The 21,081-nt window shown below is 35.0% G+C and carries 16 protein-coding genes and 1 pseudogene; 2 read left to right on the plus strand and 15 right to left on the minus strand.

Annotated elements, in window-relative coordinates; translation table 11 throughout:
• Window positions 1-112 precede the first annotated feature (112 nt).
• Window positions 113-280, plus strand: a pseudogene (locus tag NR121_RS23615) (transposase); the annotation flags it as partial.
• Window positions 281-561: 281 nt separating this feature from the next.
• Here NR121_RS23615 and NR121_RS23620 read toward each other — a convergent pair.
• The 15 genes from NR121_RS23620 to NR121_RS23690 are packed head-to-tail and all read right to left on the minus strand — an operon-like array spanning window position 562 to window position 19,709.
• Entirely contained in the window at window positions 562-1,275 is a 714-nt protein-coding gene (locus NR121_RS23620; RefSeq protein WP_256832025.1) for an N-acetyltransferase, read from the minus strand.
• 34 nt (window positions 1,276-1,309) lie between these two features.
• Window positions 1,310-1,870: a sugar transferase gene (locus tag NR121_RS23625; protein ID WP_062411057.1), complete on the minus strand. Its 561-nt coding sequence runs from the start codon at window positions 1,868-1,870 to the stop codon at window positions 1,310-1,312.
• Window positions 1,871-1,887: 17 nt separating this feature from the next.
• A complete protein-coding gene (gene wecB, locus NR121_RS23630) occupies window positions 1,888-2,967 on the minus strand; it encodes a non-hydrolyzing UDP-N-acetylglucosamine 2-epimerase (RefSeq protein ID WP_062409898.1) in 1,080 nt (359 codons plus the stop codon).
• A gap of 23 nt (window positions 2,968-2,990) precedes the next feature.
• Window positions 2,991-4,238 carry a glycosyltransferase family 4 protein gene (locus NR121_RS23635; RefSeq protein WP_256832026.1) on the minus strand — a complete coding sequence of 416 codons (1,248 nt, stop codon included), beginning with the start codon at window positions 4,236-4,238 and terminating at the stop codon, window positions 2,991-2,993.
• A complete protein-coding gene (locus NR121_RS23640) occupies window positions 4,219-5,328 on the minus strand; it encodes a glycosyltransferase family 4 protein (protein WP_062409900.1) in 1,110 nt (369 codons plus the stop codon). Before NR121_RS23640 ends, NR121_RS23635 begins: the two co-directional genes overlap by 20 nt.
• The gene (gene asnB / locus NR121_RS23645) at window positions 5,329-7,161 is read right to left on the minus strand and encodes an asparagine synthase (glutamine-hydrolyzing) (RefSeq protein ID WP_062409901.1); all 1,833 of its coding nucleotides are present in this window, start codon (window positions 7,159-7,161) and stop codon (window positions 5,329-5,331) included.
• Window positions 7,162-7,172: 11 nt separating this feature from the next.
• The gene (locus NR121_RS23650; protein WP_062409902.1) at window positions 7,173-8,549 is read right to left on the minus strand and encodes an oligosaccharide repeat unit polymerase; all 1,377 of its coding nucleotides are present in this window, start codon (window positions 8,547-8,549) and stop codon (window positions 7,173-7,175) included.
• Between the two features lie 2 nt (window positions 8,550-8,551).
• Window positions 8,552-9,847: an oligosaccharide flippase family protein gene (locus NR121_RS23655; RefSeq protein WP_062409903.1), complete on the minus strand. Its 1,296-nt coding sequence runs from the start codon at window positions 9,845-9,847 to the stop codon at window positions 8,552-8,554.
• A gap of 21 nt (window positions 9,848-9,868) precedes the next feature.
• Window positions 9,869-11,200 carry a nucleotide sugar dehydrogenase gene (locus tag NR121_RS23660; protein WP_074730070.1) on the minus strand — a complete coding sequence of 444 codons (1,332 nt, stop codon included), beginning with the start codon at window positions 11,198-11,200 and terminating at the stop codon, window positions 9,869-9,871.
• Window positions 11,201-11,203: 3 nt separating this feature from the next.
• Window positions 11,204-12,337 (minus strand): DegT/DnrJ/EryC1/StrS family aminotransferase, encoded by a 1,134-nt coding sequence (locus NR121_RS23665; RefSeq protein WP_054819927.1) that lies wholly within the window; start codon window positions 12,335-12,337, stop codon window positions 11,204-11,206.
• Window positions 12,338-12,364: 27 nt separating this feature from the next.
• The gene (locus tag NR121_RS23670) at window positions 12,365-13,399 is read right to left on the minus strand and encodes a Gfo/Idh/MocA family protein (RefSeq protein ID WP_062409905.1); all 1,035 of its coding nucleotides are present in this window, start codon (window positions 13,397-13,399) and stop codon (window positions 12,365-12,367) included.
• A 39-nt stretch (window positions 13,400-13,438) separates the two neighbouring features.
• Window positions 13,439-14,368 (minus strand): NAD-dependent epimerase/dehydratase family protein, encoded by a 930-nt coding sequence (locus NR121_RS23675; protein WP_074730071.1) that lies wholly within the window; start codon window positions 14,366-14,368, stop codon window positions 13,439-13,441.
• An 18-nt stretch (window positions 14,369-14,386) separates the two neighbouring features.
• Window positions 14,387-16,750: an O-antigen ligase family protein gene (locus tag NR121_RS23680; protein WP_062409906.1), complete on the minus strand. Its 2,364-nt coding sequence runs from the start codon at window positions 16,748-16,750 to the stop codon at window positions 14,387-14,389.
• Window positions 16,751-16,765: 15 nt separating this feature from the next.
• The gene (locus NR121_RS23685; protein WP_074730073.1) at window positions 16,766-18,691 is read right to left on the minus strand and encodes a polysaccharide biosynthesis protein; all 1,926 of its coding nucleotides are present in this window, start codon (window positions 18,689-18,691) and stop codon (window positions 16,766-16,768) included.
• 10 nt (window positions 18,692-18,701) lie between these two features.
• A complete protein-coding gene (locus NR121_RS23690) occupies window positions 18,702-19,709 on the minus strand; it encodes a Wzz/FepE/Etk N-terminal domain-containing protein (RefSeq protein ID WP_062409907.1) in 1,008 nt (335 codons plus the stop codon).
• A gap of 549 nt (window positions 19,710-20,258) precedes the next feature.
• Between NR121_RS23690 and NR121_RS23695 the strand changes: the two genes are divergently transcribed.
• The gene (locus NR121_RS23695) at window positions 20,259-20,900 is read left to right on the plus strand and encodes an S-layer homology domain-containing protein (protein WP_054819918.1); all 642 of its coding nucleotides are present in this window, start codon (window positions 20,259-20,261) and stop codon (window positions 20,898-20,900) included.
• Window positions 20,901-21,081 lie beyond the last annotated feature (181 nt).

The following is a 21,081-nucleotide window of genomic DNA, read 5'->3' on the forward strand; positions in this document are numbered from 1 at the left end:
CGTTTTCTTTCCGGATCGAATCGGGCAGCACTTGCCGTAAGGGGCCAATCTCCCCCTAGGGGAGATTCCTTTATACATGAGTTTACACAAAATTATTGACAGACCCACAACGCGCACCAGCGTAGAACGCTGCAACTCCCGATTGAAAACCTATTTGACGGCAGACGCCGCACACGTCCGGGGCATTCAGAAATTCACAACTCATCAGTATTTGAATGCTATTGTTCTGCTTGCATCTGCGCTCCCCGTTGCTCATCATTCGGAACGGGCTGCCGCTTAAAAAAACAAGCTGTTCTAAAATTCTGCAAGTCTGTCCATTTCTTTATCCGTAAAATACCATTGGTGGAATTACCCCTTAACGGCAGTAAAAATGGTTTAACTTCTTCTCAGAAACAGAATTATGCAAAACGCTCAATCAAAAGAGTTTTTGCATGAATTAAAAAAAGGTACAATTATAATAATGTAATAAAAATATTCCCTCCGATAAAAATCGAGGGTATATTTTTATATATGATGGACGTTCTCCAAATCGAATCTGTAAAATATATTTTGACTTACTTATTATTGATTCTCGAGAAGCTGTTCCTTAGGAACTTCTCGAAGCTTTTTAGCTGGAGAACCTACAACAATTTCTTTACTTCTTACGTCTTTTGTAACTACACTACCGGCTGCAACAGCCCCATCTTCTTCGATAACTCTTCCTGGAAGTATTGTAGCATTTGCTCCTACCCTTCCTCCTGTTTTAATGGTGACACCTTTGAATTTGTCAAATCGTTCTTTAGTTCTAGCCATGTAATTATCATTCGTAGTAACTACACAAGGTGCAACAAATACATAGTCTCCTAATTCGGAGTAAGCCGTAATATAACTATTGGTTTCTAACTTACACTTAGCACCGATTGTACAATCGTTTTCTATCGCAACACCACGGCCTATGATTGTTTTTTCCCCAATGCTCACTCTCTCACGAATTGTCGCCAAGTCTGCAACAAATACGTCATTAGAGAGAACGGTTCCTGCATAAACAACAGATGAGGTCCCAATCGTACATCCGTCTCCGATAATTGACGGACTTTGTTTTTTAAGTGGAGTTTTCAACGCCGAATTTTTTGCTCTCATTGGTTGTTTGCCAATAACACAATTGTCATGTATAGTTACATCACTTCCAATAGTGCTACCATCATAAATAACAACATTATGCCCGATTGTTACATTCTCCCCAAAAGTTACCCCTTCACCAATAACCACATTTCTTCCCATTTCAACGTTTGACATGATCTCATTCCTTTGAGGGTATTTTAAGACTAATTTATCCTCTTACATTCTCCGCCTTAATCACTTTAGAGAAAGTTAAGAATAGTATTTTTAAATCTAATAACAAGGACATGTGATCCAAATAATACTTATCATATTCAACCTTTTGATCATCAGAAATAAAATCTCTTCCCATAATCTGAGCATACCCTGTAAGACCAGGTCTAATACAATTAATCCCCTTCTGGTGCCTTGCCTCAATTAATTCATACTGATTATATAATGCCGGTCTAGGACCAACAATAGACATATCACCTTTTAAAATATTAATTAACTGAGGAAGTTCATCTAAACTGGTTTTCCTAATAAATTTCCCCAAATTTGTAATGTATTCTTCCGGATTATTTAGCTTATCTGTTGCTAAATTAGGAGTATCGACCTTCATACTTCTAAATTTATATATATAGAACAAGGATCCATTCTTCCCTGCTCTTTTTTGTTTGAAGAAAATAGGGCCTTTAGAATCCAACTTTATTAATATTGCAATAATAATAAATATTGGCAAAAAAATTAAACTTGCAAGTAAGGATAGCACAATATCAATTAGTCTTTTAATTGCTAAATACAATCATCTCACCTGCTTTTAAACCATAATTCGATTTGATCAACAATCTTTTGTGCAGCATTACCGTCGCCATACAGCATCATATGCTGACTTGGAACATTATACATTTCGATCACTTGCTTTAATGACTGATTCATTGGATCGACCAATACATTCCATCCTGATTCTACTGTTTCGACCCATTCTGTTTCTGACCTTAGTGTAAAGCATGGTACTTTGGCAAAATAAGCTTCTTTTTGTACTCCTCCGGAGTCTGTTATGATGGCTTTTGCATGCTTCTCAAGTAATATCATTTCCAGATATGACACTGGATCAATTATTTTCACGTTTGACTGCTGAGCAAGTACTCCCCTTAATGCGGAGTCATTTATCTTCTGTTGTGTTCGTGGATGAAGAGGTAAAATCACTGATTCATTCAAATCAATTAATGATTTAATAATAGCTGTTAATATTGCTATATTATTTGTATTTTCAGCACGGTGAATAGTAGCCAAATAGTAATCCTTATCTTTTAAAGAGAAGGAATTTAGATCATACTTTTTTTCCGATTGGCTCCAATAATAATTAACTGCATCAAACATTACATCTCCAACCAAATGAACATTGTGCACTATTCCTTCTTTTGCTAGATTTAAACTAGCTGTTTCCGTTGGAGTAAAAAGTAAAGATGAGATGTGGTCAGTTAATACACGATTAATCTCTTCTGGCATCCTCTTGTTATAGCTTCTAAGCCCGGCTTCAACATGAAATAATGGAACATGAAGCTTAGACGCTACAAGAGAACCTGCAAGAGTTGAGTTTGTATCGCCATATACAAGAACTGCATCAGGCTTTTCCTTAAAAACAACTTCTTCAATTTTAACCATCATATTCCCTGTCTGTAAACCATGACTGCCAGAACCTACATTTAAGGAGTAATCCGGTTTGGGAATATCAAGTTCATCGAAAAAAACACCTGCCATTTTATAATCATAGTGCTGTCCTGTATCGACCATAACTTCATGAAAAGAATTTCTAAGTTTTCTAGATACAGCCGCGACCTTAACAAATTGTGGACGTGCTCCAACAACCGTAAGAATTTTTTTCATATTTTTCTCTCCAATTAACGGATTCAGGTTATATTTTCTTTGATAACTTGATAAAAGTCCTTAGAAAGTTTACTCCATGTATGGTGCTTTTCTACATATCTTCTTGCCTTTATTCCTACCAATTTTGTATGCTCTTTGTCAGATGCATAAAAAATTAATTGTTTTGCAAGATTATCACCAAAATTATTTTTAATAATGCTTCCTCCTTCAGCTTTCTCCAAAGGAGTTCCTTCTAAGTCACATAACAAAATCGTTGGTATTGAAGCTGCCATATAATCAAACATTTTATTTGGACTGATTCCCCATTTAAAAATTGGTGAGTCCTGTAGCGGCAGCAAGCCAACATTGACTTTACTTAAGATAGTTGGTATTATTTCTTTTCTTACCGGTGGTAGGAATGTTACATTATCCAGTTCTTCATTCACTTTTCTTTTTTCAAGCCTGGATTTTTCCGCCCCATTACCGATCAACAAAAAATGTATTTCGTTAAATCCTTGGTTTTTCAGAATTGATGCTGCATCCAATACGGCATCTAAATTGTTAGCTACACCTATTGTTCCGGTATAAACTGCAATAAACTTCCCTTTTAAACTAGAGAAAGTTTGATTAAGTTCATCTGTAAGCTCAACTGGTTCAATATCATTTCCATATCTTTCTATATCCGCACCATTAGGCAGATAAATAATTTTTTTAGAATCAATACCCTTTTGTTCAATATAGCCTTTAGCTTTGTCAAATAAAATCACAATTTTGTCCGCTTTTCTAAAAAGAAACATCTCTAGTTTACTCAAAAGCCATACGATGGGGTTCTTTTCTGATACCTTGCCTAAGTCGATTAAAGATTGAGGCCATAAATCACGTTCTTCAAAAAAATACTTACTTTTTTTCTTTGATGCTACAAAATAACCTAATAAAGCAGCCAATGGATGCATAAGCGATCCTATGCAAACGTCAGGTCTAACATCAGAGTTCATTGCCTCACGATAAGCTCTGATTGTATAGGCTATCATATTTTTAACTCTGCGAAAATCATTTTTTTGGTATGGCGGAGTTTTTACCCAAACAAAACGTACACCTGAATATTCTTCAGTGAGTGCATTAGTTTTATCGTCGTAGATATGAATTTCTTTTCTCATTTGATGATCAAAGGATGATGCAAAAATCGTCACATCACATCCTAATTTCACTAGCTCTTTAGCCAAATCATAATGTCTTGTTATCCCGCTTGTACCGGGAGCTATTGCATAGTGATTAAAAATCCAAATTTTCATTTTCAAGCCCCTTGTAAAGCTCAATTAGTTTTTTACTTTCAATTTCCCAATTGTATTGTTGCTCTATCGCTAAACGTCCATTTTTACCCATTTGCTCCGCTTCTTTGGGATGTTCTTTAAACCAATTAATAGCATCCGCAATAGCCTTCACGTCAGAGGGATCAACGCATATTCCACAATGATTGCCTTCAATTATTGTCTTCCATAACTTAAAATCGGATGCAATAACCGGTATCCCAGCTGACATATACTCAAACATTTTAATCGGTAAAGACTCCTTGAATGAATCAATCGGCTGCAGCACAACCAACCCTGCGATGCTGTCATCATATAATTCTTTTATCCCTTGTCTATCGATTTGACCTAGCTCTTTCACGTTATTCCATTTTGGTGATTGGCTAAGCTGCTTTCTGTGTTCATCATTCGTAAACAACCCAGCCAAAACCAGTCTAACGCCGGCTTCATAAGCAGCTTCAACCATTTGGTCAATTCCTCTAACTTGATTAATACCGCCTACATAACAAACTTGTTTACATTTAATGGACCATTCTTGAATAGTTGGAAATAATTCACTTAGTATAGGATAATTATTGACATTCACAGCTTTGCAACCAAGCTTTTGAAAACGTGCGGTTATGGCAGGAGTTGCTCCAATAACAACACACCGTTTGGCAATAAAATTTTCAATAGTTTCTGCTATGAATGCAACCGCTTTTCTAATAGGTTTAGGTATCCATTCCTTGGACATGATGTCTCGGGGGACATCCTCATGTACGTCATAAATAACATGCTTGCCTTGAAGGCTTAATAATAATGCGTAAGGTAACAGTTCCGGATCGTGAAAATGATAAACAGATGCTTCTAGTTTTTTAGCTTGCCTATAAACTCTCCAAGATGTAATAAGCATACGCTTTAATCTGGAAGCTTTCTTTTCAACGGAGTGTATATGAACACCTTGAGACTCTACATTTTTATAACCCGTAACAACTAAATGAGTTTCGAATCCTGCTTTCGCTAAAGATACACACTCTTTTAGATAGATTCTTACATCTAACGGTGAATGTACTGAGGTAAAGTGACATACTTTCATTTAAATTTCTACCTCAAATTTTTTTTCCCATAGAGCAACACTGTATAATCTCCATTGGGTTCTCATATCAAGCTTATCAAAAATTTTAATTAACTTTGCCATATCACAAAGATAATTCAATATTTTAGAAGTTTTAATTTGTTCCATCATATTCTTCTTATGCTTTCTCAACCATTGATTTTCAGGTGCTTCAAAACCAAATTTATTTTTGCGCCATACAATCTCATCAGGCATATGTTTGTCCATGATTTTTCTAAGTATATATTTTGTCCATCCTTGATGCATCTTATATTGGCCCGGTAAGGATAAAGCAATTCCCAAGGTCCTGTAATCTATGAAAGGCAGACGCGTTTCAATGGAATGCGCCATAGAATTCTTATCTTCATATCGAAGTAAAATAGGCAAATTAGAGCTTCTAATCTCTAACTCTTGTAACTCAAACTCATTTAAACAAGCCTTCGAAAAATCTTTCATGTGCTGGGGAATTTGATGTGGAAATTCTTTTAAATAACGATGTCTCCAAGCATAATATTTAAAACGTAACCTTGCAGAAAGTCCTCCTATTAAGTACATTAAAATAGTTTTCAGACTCATTTTACTATTATTCTGTGATGATTGTATAATCCCCTTTAATGCCGCTACGAAACCCTCTTTTTTGAAAATAGATGTGTAGTAGGCGGCATAATATTTCTCATAACCAAGAAGCGTCTCATCCCCTCCTTGACCGTCTAGTAATACTGTTATTCCATTCTCTCTCGCAGCCTTCATAACAAAGTACTGCATCGTCAGTGATGGGCTACCGAATGGTTCTTCTTGTGAATAAACAAGGTGATCCAAACTCTCTACGAAATCTTCATATGATGGTTTAACCTGAATCCAATTCATTCCACAATGTTCTGCTACAATTTTCGCAAAGCCTGACTCATCATTGTTGGACTGCGTACTAACAGCCGTTATTGCTGAAAAAGGAATATCACTATTTTCTTTATATAAAGTCGCAGCTATAGTTGCCACACTTGAACTATCTAGTCCTCCGCTTAAGCAAGTACCTACTTTAACATCAGAGCGTAATCTTAAAGCAATACCGTCTTTTAAAGTATCCCCATATTCCTTCTCGGCAGACTCATAAGAAAGACTTGCGATTCGATTTGATTTTTCAATTGAGTAGTAACGGTAAACATCAATACTATTTGATTTTAAATCGTACACTAAATTATGAGCCGCGGGTAATTTCAAAATATTTTGGAAGAAGGTTTCATTTTTATGATCTGAATAATTTGAAATAATAAAATCCAATAAAATTTGTTTATTAACCCTTCGCTGAGGCAGAAAACTAATTAGCTGCTTAATTTCAGAACCAAATACGAAAATTTGGTTATCATTATAGTAATAGAATGGTTTTACTCCATAACGATCACGCGAACAGAAAATAATCTTATTCGTTTTATCATATAACGCAAAAGCCCACATGCCATTAAACTGATTCACACATTCTTTACCCCAATGCTTGTATGCGGCTAATATTACTTCTGTATCCGAATTTGACTTAAATTCGAATCCATATTTGCGTAATTCATCTCTAATTTCAATAAAATTATAAATTTCCCCATTAAAAGTGATAGTATATTCGCCGTTTAAGTAATGCATCGGCTGGTGACCTTCTCCAGACAAATCCAAAATAGCCAATCTTCGATGACCGAAAGCAAAATTATCTTCACAATAATAACCCGCACCATCCGGACCACGATGAGTAACAATATCGGTTATTTCTTTTATTAAAGATGATTTCACGTGATTTCCATCCTTGTTAATAATTCCTGCAATACCACACATATAAATCTCCCTTAGTTGATGATATTTTTTTTTACTAAAGCCCTAATAATGCAAATTAATTTGTAAAATTGATTTATGATGCGTTTTAAAGTTAGTTTTGATTCTGTAATATCGCTTCTGGGAATCAAATATATAATTAAAAAACAAAGCGCAATTCCATGTGAAAGTAATGATGTAAGGAGTGAAGAGTTAGCTAATGTGAGTGCGGGAACACCTAACATCATACATGCTATGTTAAAATCTAAATCTTTTGAGATGCTATCATAGATCCATAAGATAACTGCAAATAACAAACTATAAATAATCATACCACCGAAGCCAAAATTAGCAAATGCGTCCGCCCATACATTTGCATTTGCCTCTGTAGTAGGACTATTATAAAAAAATTCCCCTATGAGAAAGGGTGGTTGGACGGAATACGGATACTCAACAATAGTTTTAAAAATACTATGACCGAGTAAAGCCTTAGCATTTTCGGTAAAAAATTGGTAATACTGGCCTGTTAATAATCCTGGCATTGTAATTGTTCTTTGCAATAACAAAGAAGACAAGATATTCGAATTCAGAACCGTATGAGAAAATATCGTTAATAATAAACAAAAGGCTCCTCCCCACAAGAAGACCGCCGCACCTCTATCTTTATTGAAGAACCGAGTAATTATATATATAGCAATAACTAATGCAATCGAGAAAAAAACACTTTTAAAACCACTTATTGAATAGATCATTAACTGCCCTAATAATCCTACCAAGAAAAAGCTATAGTTTCTTACTACTAACCCTTGAATCATAAATAAAGGGTTAAGAATATTTGCTTGCCATCCAATAATGTAAGGTAAGATACCACTTGCATAAGATATCGTATTAATATAATCTGTCCTAGTTTCATATACTTCGTTGAACGATAAATAACGCAAATTAAATCCAAATACTGAAATAATATAAGCATTAAATAGTAACCCAATAATTAATATAATAGGCCAAAAATATATTGATTTAATACTAACCTTTCTGATTTTTAATAAAGGCAATTTATAAATTAAGCTTAATCCGCTGAAAATCATTGTTAAAATTAATTGCATCAAGAGCAAATAATTATAATCCATCTTTATTGCGAATAATGGTATTAAAATAGATGGCATAAACACGATCATATATAACAACCAATATACAATCAATGACGGTCTCTTTAATGAATAAGGCATTAGCAAAGAAGGTAGCATCATTAATATATAAGCCATACATAAATTAAGTAACGGTGGCTCTTCATAGAAAAACCCCATATACTTATATGCTGGGGAAATAATATTTATATATGACCAGTTTAACAAGACAATGTACATAAGTACACCAATTAATACAGATACTCTTTTTAGCAACTGGTTCATGATTACTCTCCCAATACCTTTGTCCTGAATTGTGTTTGTTTTGAAGTACGAATAATTAGGTATAAATATATACCATATAAACCAACGTCACTAATAACTAAACATACTACAGTCATCAATACACTTTGAAACATAAGGCTAACCAACATTGCAATAGTGGTACTTAACATGTACATTAGTTGCCATAATGCTAAAATTCCTTGCTTATCGCAAATAATTAAAACGCTACTTAATGGTGAAACAACAAACCTTAATGCTATAGCAATTGACATAATTTGCGCTATGGTCCCCGCTAGTTCCCAACCATCACCAAAAGCTAATTTGAATAACCAAGGAGACAATTGAAGCACTAATAATATTGTCAATGAAATTATAGCCATTCTTTTAATGGCTTGCAAAACAATTGGATAAATATCCCCTTGTGTTTGAACTATCTCAGCTATTTTAGGTAAAAAAACTTGCGCTATAGAGGTTCCTATCAATGAAATCGGTAGATTAATCACTCGATAAGCAAGTCCGAATTGACCAGTTATGGAGTTTCCAAAAAAAATAGTAAAGAAAAATGTAGGCAGAGCAGCTGCGAGATTATCTATCAGAGAAGTTGCTGCATTTACTAGTGGGAACTTCTTATATTTTTTTGCTTGGTTAATTAAACCATGTACTGATATGGATGAAAAATAGAATTCTTTCTGAATATTCAGCTTTTGCTGCACATACAGTAATATCGTAACAATAATTTGTCCTAATATAAAACCATAAATTAATCCAGATTCCGTTGTTCCTACAAAAACAAATATAATTTGCAAAATTACCGTTGAAGTTATTTGAATAAGTTTTGAAAAAGCTAGTACTTTGAAAAATTGGGTTCGTATAAACCAATAATTCAGAGCTTGAAAAACTCCTATAAAAAACAATGAAACTGGTATTATCAAAGATATATTAGTTATCTTAAAAAAGCTTATTAAAATTACTTTAAAGATAATACATAATAAAAGTACTACTGCACTTGTGATGAATGTCATTATTAACGACAGGACAAAGAGATGGTATGCATCCTTCTTTTGTTCTGGTAGAACAATAGCCTGCTCATACCTTAAACACGCGATTACCATAATAACAGAAATAAGTGTCGTAAAATTTTGGTAACTACCAAATTGTTCTGGCGAATAGAGTCTAGTAATAATCGGAATCGTGATAAACCCAATAACCTGAGCCAGTGTTGTCCCGGTCATAAGCGTAATTACATTTCGAAGAAATCGATCCTGAAGCTTATTTGTGAACTTGGATAACACTGACATCAGATTATTCACCTTCTACATTTATAGCAAATAATAATTCTTTTTATTTTTTATATTGACTAAAGCATTTCTTGTATCTAAGATTGCGTTTGAGTGATCGGCTACAAGTTGATAATCGATACTAGAATGATCAGTAGTAATCAACGTTAAATCTGCTTTTGAGAGCATTTCTTTTATTAAAACACTAGATTCGTATGCTTTCCCATTTCTTTTAAATGTAGGTATATGTGGGTCAGTATAAGAAACAATAGCTCCTTTAGACTCTAAAATATCAATGATGTGAAGTACTGGTGATTCCCGAATATCATCAATGTCTTTTTTGTAGGCTACACCTATTAAATGAATATTAGCTCCCCTAAGTGGCTTTGAAAATTCATTTAATATATCCGCGGCTTTATTAACAACAAATTCTGGCATACTATTATTTATTTCACCGGCCAACTCAATTAGACGTGTATGATAATTATATTCTCTTGCTTTCCATGTAAGATAGAACGGATCGATAGGTATACAATGTCCTCCTAATCCAGGTCCTGGATAGAAAGCCATAAATCCATATGGTTTGGTTTTAGCTGCATCAATTACTTCCCATACATTAATTCCCATCCGATCGCACAAAATAGCCATTTCATTTGCAAGAGCTATGTTAATATGTCTAAATGTATTTTCATAAATTTTTTCCATTTCAGCAATGGCTGGACTGGATACTTGATGGACTTCACTCTCAAGCACCGATGAGTACATCGTTGCGGCTACCTTAGTACAAAAGTCTGTTATTCCCCCTACAACTTTTGGAGTGTTTTTCGTATTGAACGACTTATTCCCTGGGTCAACTCTTTCAGGAGAATATGCCAAAAAGAAATCAACACCGCACACTAGCCCGGTTTCCTCTAGAATGGGCTTAACCAATTCTTCTGTAGTCCCCGGATAAGTAGTACTTTCCAGTACGACGAGCATTCCTGGGTGCAGATATTTTGCGATTTCTCTCGCAGAATTCTCAACATAGCTTGTATCAGGCTGCTGGTAAATATCTAACGGAGTAGGTACACAAATAGCAACAGCATCAACTTCATTGATGAATGAATAGTCTAATGTAGCTTTCAATCTTTGTTCACTGACGATTTGCTTTAAATCATTATCAACTACATCACCAATATAATTAATTCCTTTATTAACCAAATCCACTTTTTGAGCTTGTACGTCAAATCCAATAACTTTAAAACCTGCCTTTGCCTTTTCAACCGCTAATGGCAAGCCAACATAGCCTAATCCAACTACACCAATAATAGCTTCTTTTTTCTGAAATTTATTAATTAATTTTGTTGCTAAATCAGATAATTGTGCTTGTACCATAAATTATTTTCCTTCCTTTTTCAGATTGAAAAAGTCCCTTACCATATTAATCACATAATTCTGGTCACCAATGGAGAGTTCAGGATATAAAGGAAGTGCCATTGTACCTAATGCCGACTTTTCAGCGACAGGTAAACTGCCTATATTATAGCCAAGATCTAAATATACATTTTGCCTATGAAGGGGGACAGGATAATACACGCCCGACGAAACACCCTTTTCTTTTAAGTATTTCAACAGTTCGTCTCTATAATTGGTTTGGATTATATATAAATGGTATATTGATTGACGATCTTCTTTAACATAAGGAAGCTGTATTGGCAAGTCTGCTAGTGCTTCATTATAAATTTTTGCTTTTTCTACCCGGGCTTGATTCCAATTATCCAAATAAGGAAGTTTGACACTCAACATAGCTGCTTGGAGCGAATCAAGACGACTATTATAGCCAATCATTGAATGATAATATTTCGGATTGCTTCCATGAACTCTAAGTATTCTAATTTTTTGGGCAAGTTGATCATCATTCGTGACGATCATTCCACCATCACCATATCCTCCTAAATTTTTAGTCGGAAAAAAAGAAAAGCAACCAGCAGTACCTATCGAGCCAACTTTATTATTTTTATACAATGAACCGATTGCTTGGCATGCATCTTCTATGACATAAATTCCATGTTTCTCAGCAAGTTTCATTATCTCATCCATATCAGCGGGTTGTCCAAAAATATGAACTGGAATAATGGCCTTAGTTTTTTTTGTAATCGCCGTTTCTATGCTCTTTACATTAATATTATATGTGTCGGGTTCAATATCAACAAATACTGGAGTGGCTCCCACTTGAGAAATCACTTCAGCAGAAGCAAAAAAAGTAAATGGAGAGGTGATTACTTCATCACCTGGACCAATACCAAGTGCATCTAATGTTAGTAGTAAAGCATCTGTTCCGTTTGCTACACCAATTGCATGCTTCACATTACAGTAACTAGCTACTTCGTCTTCAAACTTCTTAACATAGGGTCCCATAATGTAGTTACCGCTCGCCAAAACCTTCAACACAGCAGCTTGAATTTCAGATTGAAGCGACTCATATTGTGCTTTTAGATCAAGTAATGGTATACTTTTCAAAGTCATAGTCATATTTTTTTCTCCGTTCTATATAGATTATCATAGTGTTACAGGTCTATTTAACTCTGAAGATTCATAAACGGCCAATACTAATTTTAATGCTTCTTTCCCATTTTCTCCACTTACCACGGGGTATCTATTAGGATTGATAACGCAGTGTGCCATGTCATTAATGATGATTGAATGTCCCGAAATACCATACGGGTCATTATGGATACCATTAACCAAAGAATCTGTTTCTTCTTGGTTATAGGCCTCAATTTGTATATGTTTGACCCAATTCGCTGTTGGACCACCAATGATAACAGATCCCTTTTCACCAAAAACACTAATGGATTCCTCAAGATTCTTGGGATAGATGGTCACAGCTGCTTCTATAACACCCAAAAATCCTTCTTCAAACTTAACTACAGACACTGCAACATCTTCTGACTCGATTTGCCTTAGCCGTGTTGCCGTATAACTTTGAACTTCCTTTATTGGACCAAATAACCAGATCATTAAGTCCAAATTATGAATAGCTTGATTCATTAAGACACCACCGTCAAACTGCTTTGTTCCCCGCCACGCCGCTTGATCATAATAAGCCTGGTTACGATTCCATCTAACGGTAGCATTAACATGACTTATTTTACCCAATAATTTATTCGCCATTGTATTTTTCAGCATTTGCATTGCTGGTCTGAATCTGTTTGGATGGACAACCGATAGTTTAACGTTGTTCTCCTTACAAACTGCAATAATTGCTTCCGCATCTTCCATAGTCAAAGCTATCGGCTTTTCAACAACAATATGCTTTTTGTAATTAGCTGCTATCATGGCTAACGGTTTATGAAGGCCGCTAGGAGTACATATATTAACTACCTCAATTTCCTTCCTTTGTTGAAGCATTTCCTCTATGGATGAAAAACCTTCTACATTGTATTGTTCTGAAAATTCCTTTAATCGTTCCGGATTGGTATCACAAATAGCGGCTAATTCAGCAATTTCTGAATTTTGAATAGATTCAATATGTTTTTTAGCAATGTGACCACAACCGACAATAGCGAATTTGACTTTCCTTTCACTTATCATTACTTACACTCCGATTCAATATTATAATGTAGTAATAACTCAGACGCTATTTTTCAAAGCTTTATAGATTGTGTATGGTGGCTTCCAACCTAATTCCGATTTTATTTTTGAATTATCGATTATTAATGACTCCGTAAGCTTTCTGATAAGATTTTTTTTGCCAAGTATGCCTGCCATGAATATTAATAAAGACTGTGGTATAGGTATTAATAGCAAATTTACATTCATTGCCTTGGCAATTTGTCTAATAAACTCAGTAGTTGATAGAGCCTCATCATCAGAAACATGATAGATACTTCCCGCTGCCTTTGAGTGCTGAGTACAAAGCACAATAGCATCAACCAAATTTTCAATAAATATGAAGCTTCTTTTATTGTAAATTGCTCCTAAGGGATTAGGAGTTCCCTTACGAATGATATTACTCAATCGCATGAAGTTACCAGGCGCTTTTGCTCCATACACCATTGGTGGTCTTAGAATAACCCACTCCATTGCGTTTTCGTCAGAAATTTGTTGCACAAGCTTTTCAGCTTCCCATTTTGAGATTCCATAAGGGGTTTCTGGCTTTGCCATTGATTCTTCATTTATTGGGACTGTACTCTGTTCTGCAACAACGGCTATGGAACTCATAAATATAAACCTTTTAACGCCAGCAATTGCAGCAGACCTGACCAAATGCTCAGTACCCTTTACATTAACGCGTCTAAACTCCTGCAATGGTTCCCTTGAAGTCTCATTTATTACATGAACTCTGGCAGCTAGATGGATAATAATATCCACATTATTTAGAATAGGTTCCCATTCCACTTCATCAAATGAACCTGTGATACGTATATATTCTACATTATTATTCAATTTAATAGGTTGCTCTTGACGTGAAACTGCAAGAACACGGTATTTTTCTGAAATAGCTTTAACCACAGCTTGACCAATATATCCAGTTGCACCCGTAACTAGTATAGTACTTATTTTGCACCCTCCTCATGATTAAAATGAAGAACTCAGCAATTTATTGATTTCATCTTTTTCCTCTGGATATTTTTCCAATAACTTCTGGTACATATTTTGATCAGTGGTATTCATTTTTAGAAGCGATGCAATATACCAGCGTGCTGTGAATTTGTGAATTGGTTGATCTAATTTTTCTGAAACGCCACGATAAAGAATTTGTGATGCTTGTTGGTAATCTCCTATTATATAATAATTTTTCCCAATTTCATAAGCAATTGTCGGTGTTACATAAAATGCTCTATCCACTTCTATCCCTTGTGGAAGCTGAGTAAGATTATTAGCCTTTTCTAGTACTTGATTGTAAAGCTTTAAAGCTTGATTCCAATAAACAGCCATCGCTTGTTGATCATTCTTAAGTCGTGAATTCTCCCACAATTGAGAAGAAACCACAATAGCTTTTTCGTAAAACCCAATATTCCAGACGGACGCATCAATTCCTTGAAGTGCAGTACTTAATGCTTTGTCAAGATCATTTTTGTTATAATATTGAGCAAACTCACGTTGTAGGATAAGCGGATTATTAGCTTCCTTTTTCTTAATATTGCTAATTGTCTCTTTTGCCTGTTCAAAAAATTGTTCATCCTTAGTTTGATTATACAATTGTGTCAATAAATCGATTTTCAATAAATTATATTGTGGATGAAAAGGTTGTAATTCTAGAGCACTATCTAACGTATTTGAAATTTCGTTATAATTCTTAGAATTGTTTAAAGTAATGAGCGTTTGAGCATACAAATTATTAGCTTTATAAAAACCGATGGATACAAATAACAAAACGAATGAACCAATAACCAGCAAAGAACCATAGCAATACCTATATACCACCGATTTATCAAACCAAGGTAAGCGAATAAAACTATCTTCTACAGAGACTGCCGTCATACATCCTAAACATAGAAAAAGGAGGATACCCAAGTATACAAAACTCATATCAAAGTCGAGCACACTATGTGTTAATAACGAGATACCTACAATAAAAAAGATTAGTGAACTTGACACAGCAGATTCATTATTTTTAAGAAAAAAGCGAATATATAAATATATAATGGATAGGATAAATACAAGAAAAAAAACAAATCCCACATATCCTACTTCATTTATATACTGCATGTAGAAGCTATGAGCCTGCCTACTTATATATGGAAAACTCTGATATTTTTCATATAACGCTGACCAGCCACCACCACCCGTTCCAAAGAAAGGATAATCCTTGGACAATTCAAATGAATCTGAATAAAAAGTGTTTCTGGAGAAAGCACTGCTCTGGTTCAAGCTTATGCTATCTACCCTTTCCTGTAATTTACTAGGAAGTAAAGGTTTAATTACGTCTACTCCAATTAATACACTAAAAGATAGTAAGATTATAGCCCCTGGCACAATAAGTTGGTATTTAATTCCCTGAAAGTTTAACCATTGCTTTTTTGAAATTATCCATTCGATAAGTATTATAATGGCTGCATTAATAAACACGGCTAGCAATAATATCATTAAACTTTGTAAAAACTCCTGTTGATTAAAACCATTTTTTACAAGATTACCTTGATAGCTAGTTAAATTATTTAAAATCAACAGAGAGGCCAGGCCAGATATAAAGAGGTAGCCAAGCATAAGGATTTGCTTTCTAACGGAAAGCAACATTAATATCCCAATTAATATAACAGGTGCTACCAAAAGTGCGCCCCTAGAAAAAGTCAACAAAAAAGAAATCATAATTGGCAATACCATGAGACTATGCAAGCTTTTAACCACGAAGTTTTTAGATGAAATAATCAAATAAATCGAACTATATAATATTCCCAGAAGCAATGCAGCGTAAGAATTTGGGTATTGGAAAACACTCGTTATTCGTTCATTAAACACGGCATCTTTATAATTAATAAAACCAAACCAATTGACTATACCAAACAATACAATTAAGTAGCCAGTAAACATGACAATATTCGAAATTATGTTAGAATACTGACTTCTACTACTTAACAGTAGACCTACTAAATAAAATATGGTATAGAGCAAACTAATCATAACAGAAACCTTAGCACTATGATAAGAAGCCGGTTCTAGTAAAAAGGAAACCCAATAGCTAAGCGGTATAATCATTACCACCAAACCAAAAAAGCCTTTGTTTGCGAAGGCTTCTTTATTATTGAAAATATATACCGATATTAGAAATAAACATATCGCGCCCCAAATAAATGAACCAAAAAGTGGACCCTCAAAGTCCGTACTATTTCCATTGAATAAAGCTTTATAAAAAGGTGAGATACTCATAAATCCCAAAAGAAACGTTAGTATCAGCCAGTATATAATACCTTTTTCTTCTTTAACATTTTTTTTAATCATAATTATTTTCCTTTTTTATTTATTTGCTTTACGATCAATGGTGGCAACCATTTCTAATGATGCACTCAATGCTTCTCTTGTTGCTTCATTAAGTGACTCTGAAGAGGAATATGAAGGCAAGATCTGTCTCAATGTAAGTTTCACTTCTGACGGTGTAACAGATCCATCTTTCTTTAATAATTCATCTATCCGCGCCATCATAGTAGCGAACTGATCGGCGGAAAGATTCGACGGTTTGCCAACATAAATTCGGTCATGTTTTGTTGCAGAAGTGCCCTCTTCATTGGTCAACAACTCTTCAAATAATTTCTCTCCAGGTCTGATACCAGTAAATACGATTTTAATGTCTTTGTTAGGATCAAGACCTGAAAGTTTAATTAAATCATAGGCTAAGTCAGCTATTTTCACAGGCTTTCCCATATCCAAAATAAATATCTCACCGCCACGTGCCAATGCTCCAGTTTGAATTACTAATTGTACGGCTTCTGGTATTGTCATAAAGTAACGAACCATGTCAGGATGAGTAATAGTAACGGGTCCACCTTCTTTGATTTGCTTCTTAAAAATAGGGATAACACTGCCGCGGCTTCCTAAAACATTCCCAAATCTAACTGCGGAGAATTGTGTTTCACTTATTTTATCCAGAGATTGGATGATTAACTCAGCTATTCTTTTCGTAGCCCCCATTACATTTGTCGGGTTCACTGCTTTATCAGTTGATATCATAACAAATCTAGAAGCATTAAATTCATGAGCGCATTCAGCTACATTCTTGGTTCCCAGAATATTATTTTTAATGGCTTCCATCGGATTCTTCTCCATTAAAGGGACATGCTTGTGTGCTGCAGCATGAAAAATAACCTCAGGATTGAAATAGCTAAACACTTGTCTTAATCGGTTTTTATCTTGAATGTCTGCAATAATTGGTTCTATTAATAGCTCGGGAAATTTCTTTCGAAGTTCAAGTTCGATTTCATATATACTGTTTTCTCCATGTCCCAATAACAATAACTGCTTTGGTCTAAAACTCGAGATTTGTCTGCATAATTCTGAACCAATAGATCCCCCTGCTCCAGTAACTAGGACTACTTTATCAAAAAGATAGGAGGCAATTTCATTTAAGTTCAATTTTACTGGTTCTCTACCAAGTAAATCCTCCACACTAACATCTCGAATACTACTAATACTTAAGTTTCCATTTATTAAATCATTTATTCTTGGTATGATATTTACTTTTACACCTGTCTTTTTACAAATTTCGAGAATTTCTATTATTTCATCTCGTGTGGCCGAAGGTAATGCAATAATAATATCTTCAATTTTCAACTTCTCGACAATACTTGGAATATCGTGTCTATTACCTAGAACGCAAACCCCTTGAATTTCCAACATGTATTTGTGGGGATCATCATCAACAAAAGCAACCGGATAATATTCCGAATTAGGTTTATGCCTCAATTCTTTTAAAACCATACTGCCTGTATTGCCGGCACCTACAATAAGTGCTCTTCTATGATGAGGTTGAATGCTTAAATAACTACTTCTGACAATTCTCCAAATAAACCTGGATCCACCAATAATCATAATAGTGATCATTGCTGAAATAATATAGGTACTTCGAGGAACAATAATTTCAGGAATAAAATACTTCACGATATAATGATGAAAAATAAAAAATAAAGCAGTTGCAATTAGAACAGATTTTATAATAGTTAATATATCTCCTACACTTGCGTACTGCCATAATCTCTTGTAGATTTTAAAATAAAAGAAACAGCTTATAGTTAATAGAACTTGACTTAGAATTACATAAGGTAAAAAAGTCGTAAATGGTGGTCGAACATCGAAGTCGAACCTTAATAAAAATGAAAGATATACAGAAAAAGATACCATTAGTATATCAAAACAAATAAGCACAAAGGTCCTTTGATGCCTATTCATATATGCCTCCTTAAGCATCTGGGCTAACTTTAATCGGAGAATCGTAAATTAAACTTCTTTCCCACATATATCGAACAACCACCATAAACACTGAAACAAGGATGCTCAATATTAATGCTATAACTATATTTAACGTTTTATTTGGTCCAATAGGCTCGGTCGGTTCAAGAGCGGGGGTAATCACAACCGCTTGAACTCCATTTATACGATGTATCACATTTTGTTCGTATGGTGAATTCTGAAGCTTTTCAATTGCCTCCTGGTTTTCTTTAATCCTCATTTCATAATTGCTTTTTTCTGCTTGAAGCTTGCTTATGTTGACTAATTGCTCGTTGGCCTTGTTTTTTAAATTTACAAAAACCGGGTTAACCTCCTCAGAATCAAAAGTGATAGTACCAACAATTTTACCCGATTGATTCATTTCTTCTTGAAGAATAGACTGCAGATACGGATCCTCTGATAACGCTTTTTTTACCGTTATTTTCTCAGGAATTTTAGCTAATTGACTGTTTGCTTGGTCGTATTCCTTCTGCAACGACTGTAGCTCATTCTCAATGGAAATAATTTTCTTTCTATAATCCACAATCAAGTCCAATCTGTCAGAGATGTCTATATTAGCCGCCAATTCATGTGCAATAAAATCTGCAATTTGAACGGCAATCTTAGATTTATCATTCTTAGCCTTGATTACAATAAGATTTTCTTTTTCTAGTTTAACATTGACAGAATTTTTCAGCCTTTTTACGGTTGATGTGTATTCTAACTGATTTTTTAATTTTTGGATCGTATGGTCACTTTCCATTTGTGCTACTAAAGCAGACATATCTTTAGGTTGTTGCTCTTCATTTTTTACTTGATTGATGGTTACTAAGGTGGTGGCTTCATAAATTGGAGGGGCAACTAAGTATGAATATATGATTGATATTAATAAAGATGCAATTACAAATGAAATAATAAAAATCTTACCTCTCCAAATTGCCATTACAAGCTGCGATACTTTAATTTCATCTTGCTGCATATTAAATTTCTCTCCCTAAAAAACAGAATTACACATAATTCTACATAATTTACCGAATATAAACTTAATTTATTATACTTTGTTTGTATATCATAAACAAGTTGAAATACTTACAATGAAAATTAGCACCTGTTCATACAGGCATTATCAGTGAATTATGCCCAAATCGCTCACAAACAAATCGCCAGTATAGTTTTGAAATATGCCGAACTGCAATCGAAATTTCGCATTTGGACAGATGAATTGCTCGTGGAAATTCAGTGATGCAAATCAAACTAATTGGGAGCTAAAAATTGCAGAAGCGACCAACGCAGTGATTATAAACTCTTTGACCGATAACACCTTTGCTTCTTGCAAAAGAGGAAACAAGCACAGCGCACCATCATCTACGATCTTGAATTCTTTACTTAGCCGGTTTCATCAATTCTTACTCCAAAAACTCCTTACTTCTGTGCAACTCTTTCATTTTAGGGTGTTCAACCCATACCTAAAAATGATATAGTAGAATTTATTAAAAATCATAGAAAATATAGGAGGATTACTACAATAATGAAAACCGTTGTTATGAAAAAAGTCGCTCAAGCTCTTGCGGCGCTGATGATCGTATCCATGTTATCTCCGGTTTTGGCTTTCGCCGCTTTCGACGATTTGTCATCGCATTGGGCCAAGAAGGATATCGAAGCTTTAGTTGAACAAAAGATTGTAGATGGAGTTACGCCTACGCAATTCGAACCGGAGCGCAGCATTACGCGTGCCGAATTTGCCGCACTGGTGGTTCGTTCGTTGGGTCTGACCTCGGTTACTTCCAGTACGTACTTTAACGATGTGGATGCATCGGACTGGTATGCGGATACGGTTTCAACCGCAACCTATGCGGGTTTGATCAATGGCTATGAGGATAACAGCTTCCGTCCCGCAGCTCCGGTGACTCGTGAAGAGATGGCTGCCATCGTCATTCGTGCACTTACATATGCCGATGTGGCTACCATTGTACCAGCGGACACACAAAAAGAACTCCTCGCTCAGTTTAAAGATTCCGATCAAATCGTATGGGCCCACAAGGAAATTGCAGCGGCGCTGAATGCCAAAATTATAAATGGCATGACTGCTGACACCTTCAATCCTGCAGGCACAGCTACACGCGCTCAAGCGGCAGCCGTGGTCAATCGCTATTTGCCTTATACAAAGTAATATAGCCATTGATTTTAAAAAGACTCGAATTCCGGTTCGGGTCTTTTTTATAACCCCTAAAGCAACTACTGAGCAATACATTTAAAGTCTGCCCTTACCTCAAATCGAGTAGGAGAGGGCGGCTAACCCCCGTCCTCTCACCTATGAAAACATGCAAGTCCCTTGTTCAAAAAATATGTAT

The sequence above is a fragment of the Paenibacillus sp. Pae15 genome (assembly GCF_024519685.1).
GTDB classification, from domain to species: Bacteria; Bacillota; Bacilli; order Paenibacillales; family NBRC-103111; genus Paenibacillus_G; species Paenibacillus_G naphthalenovorans.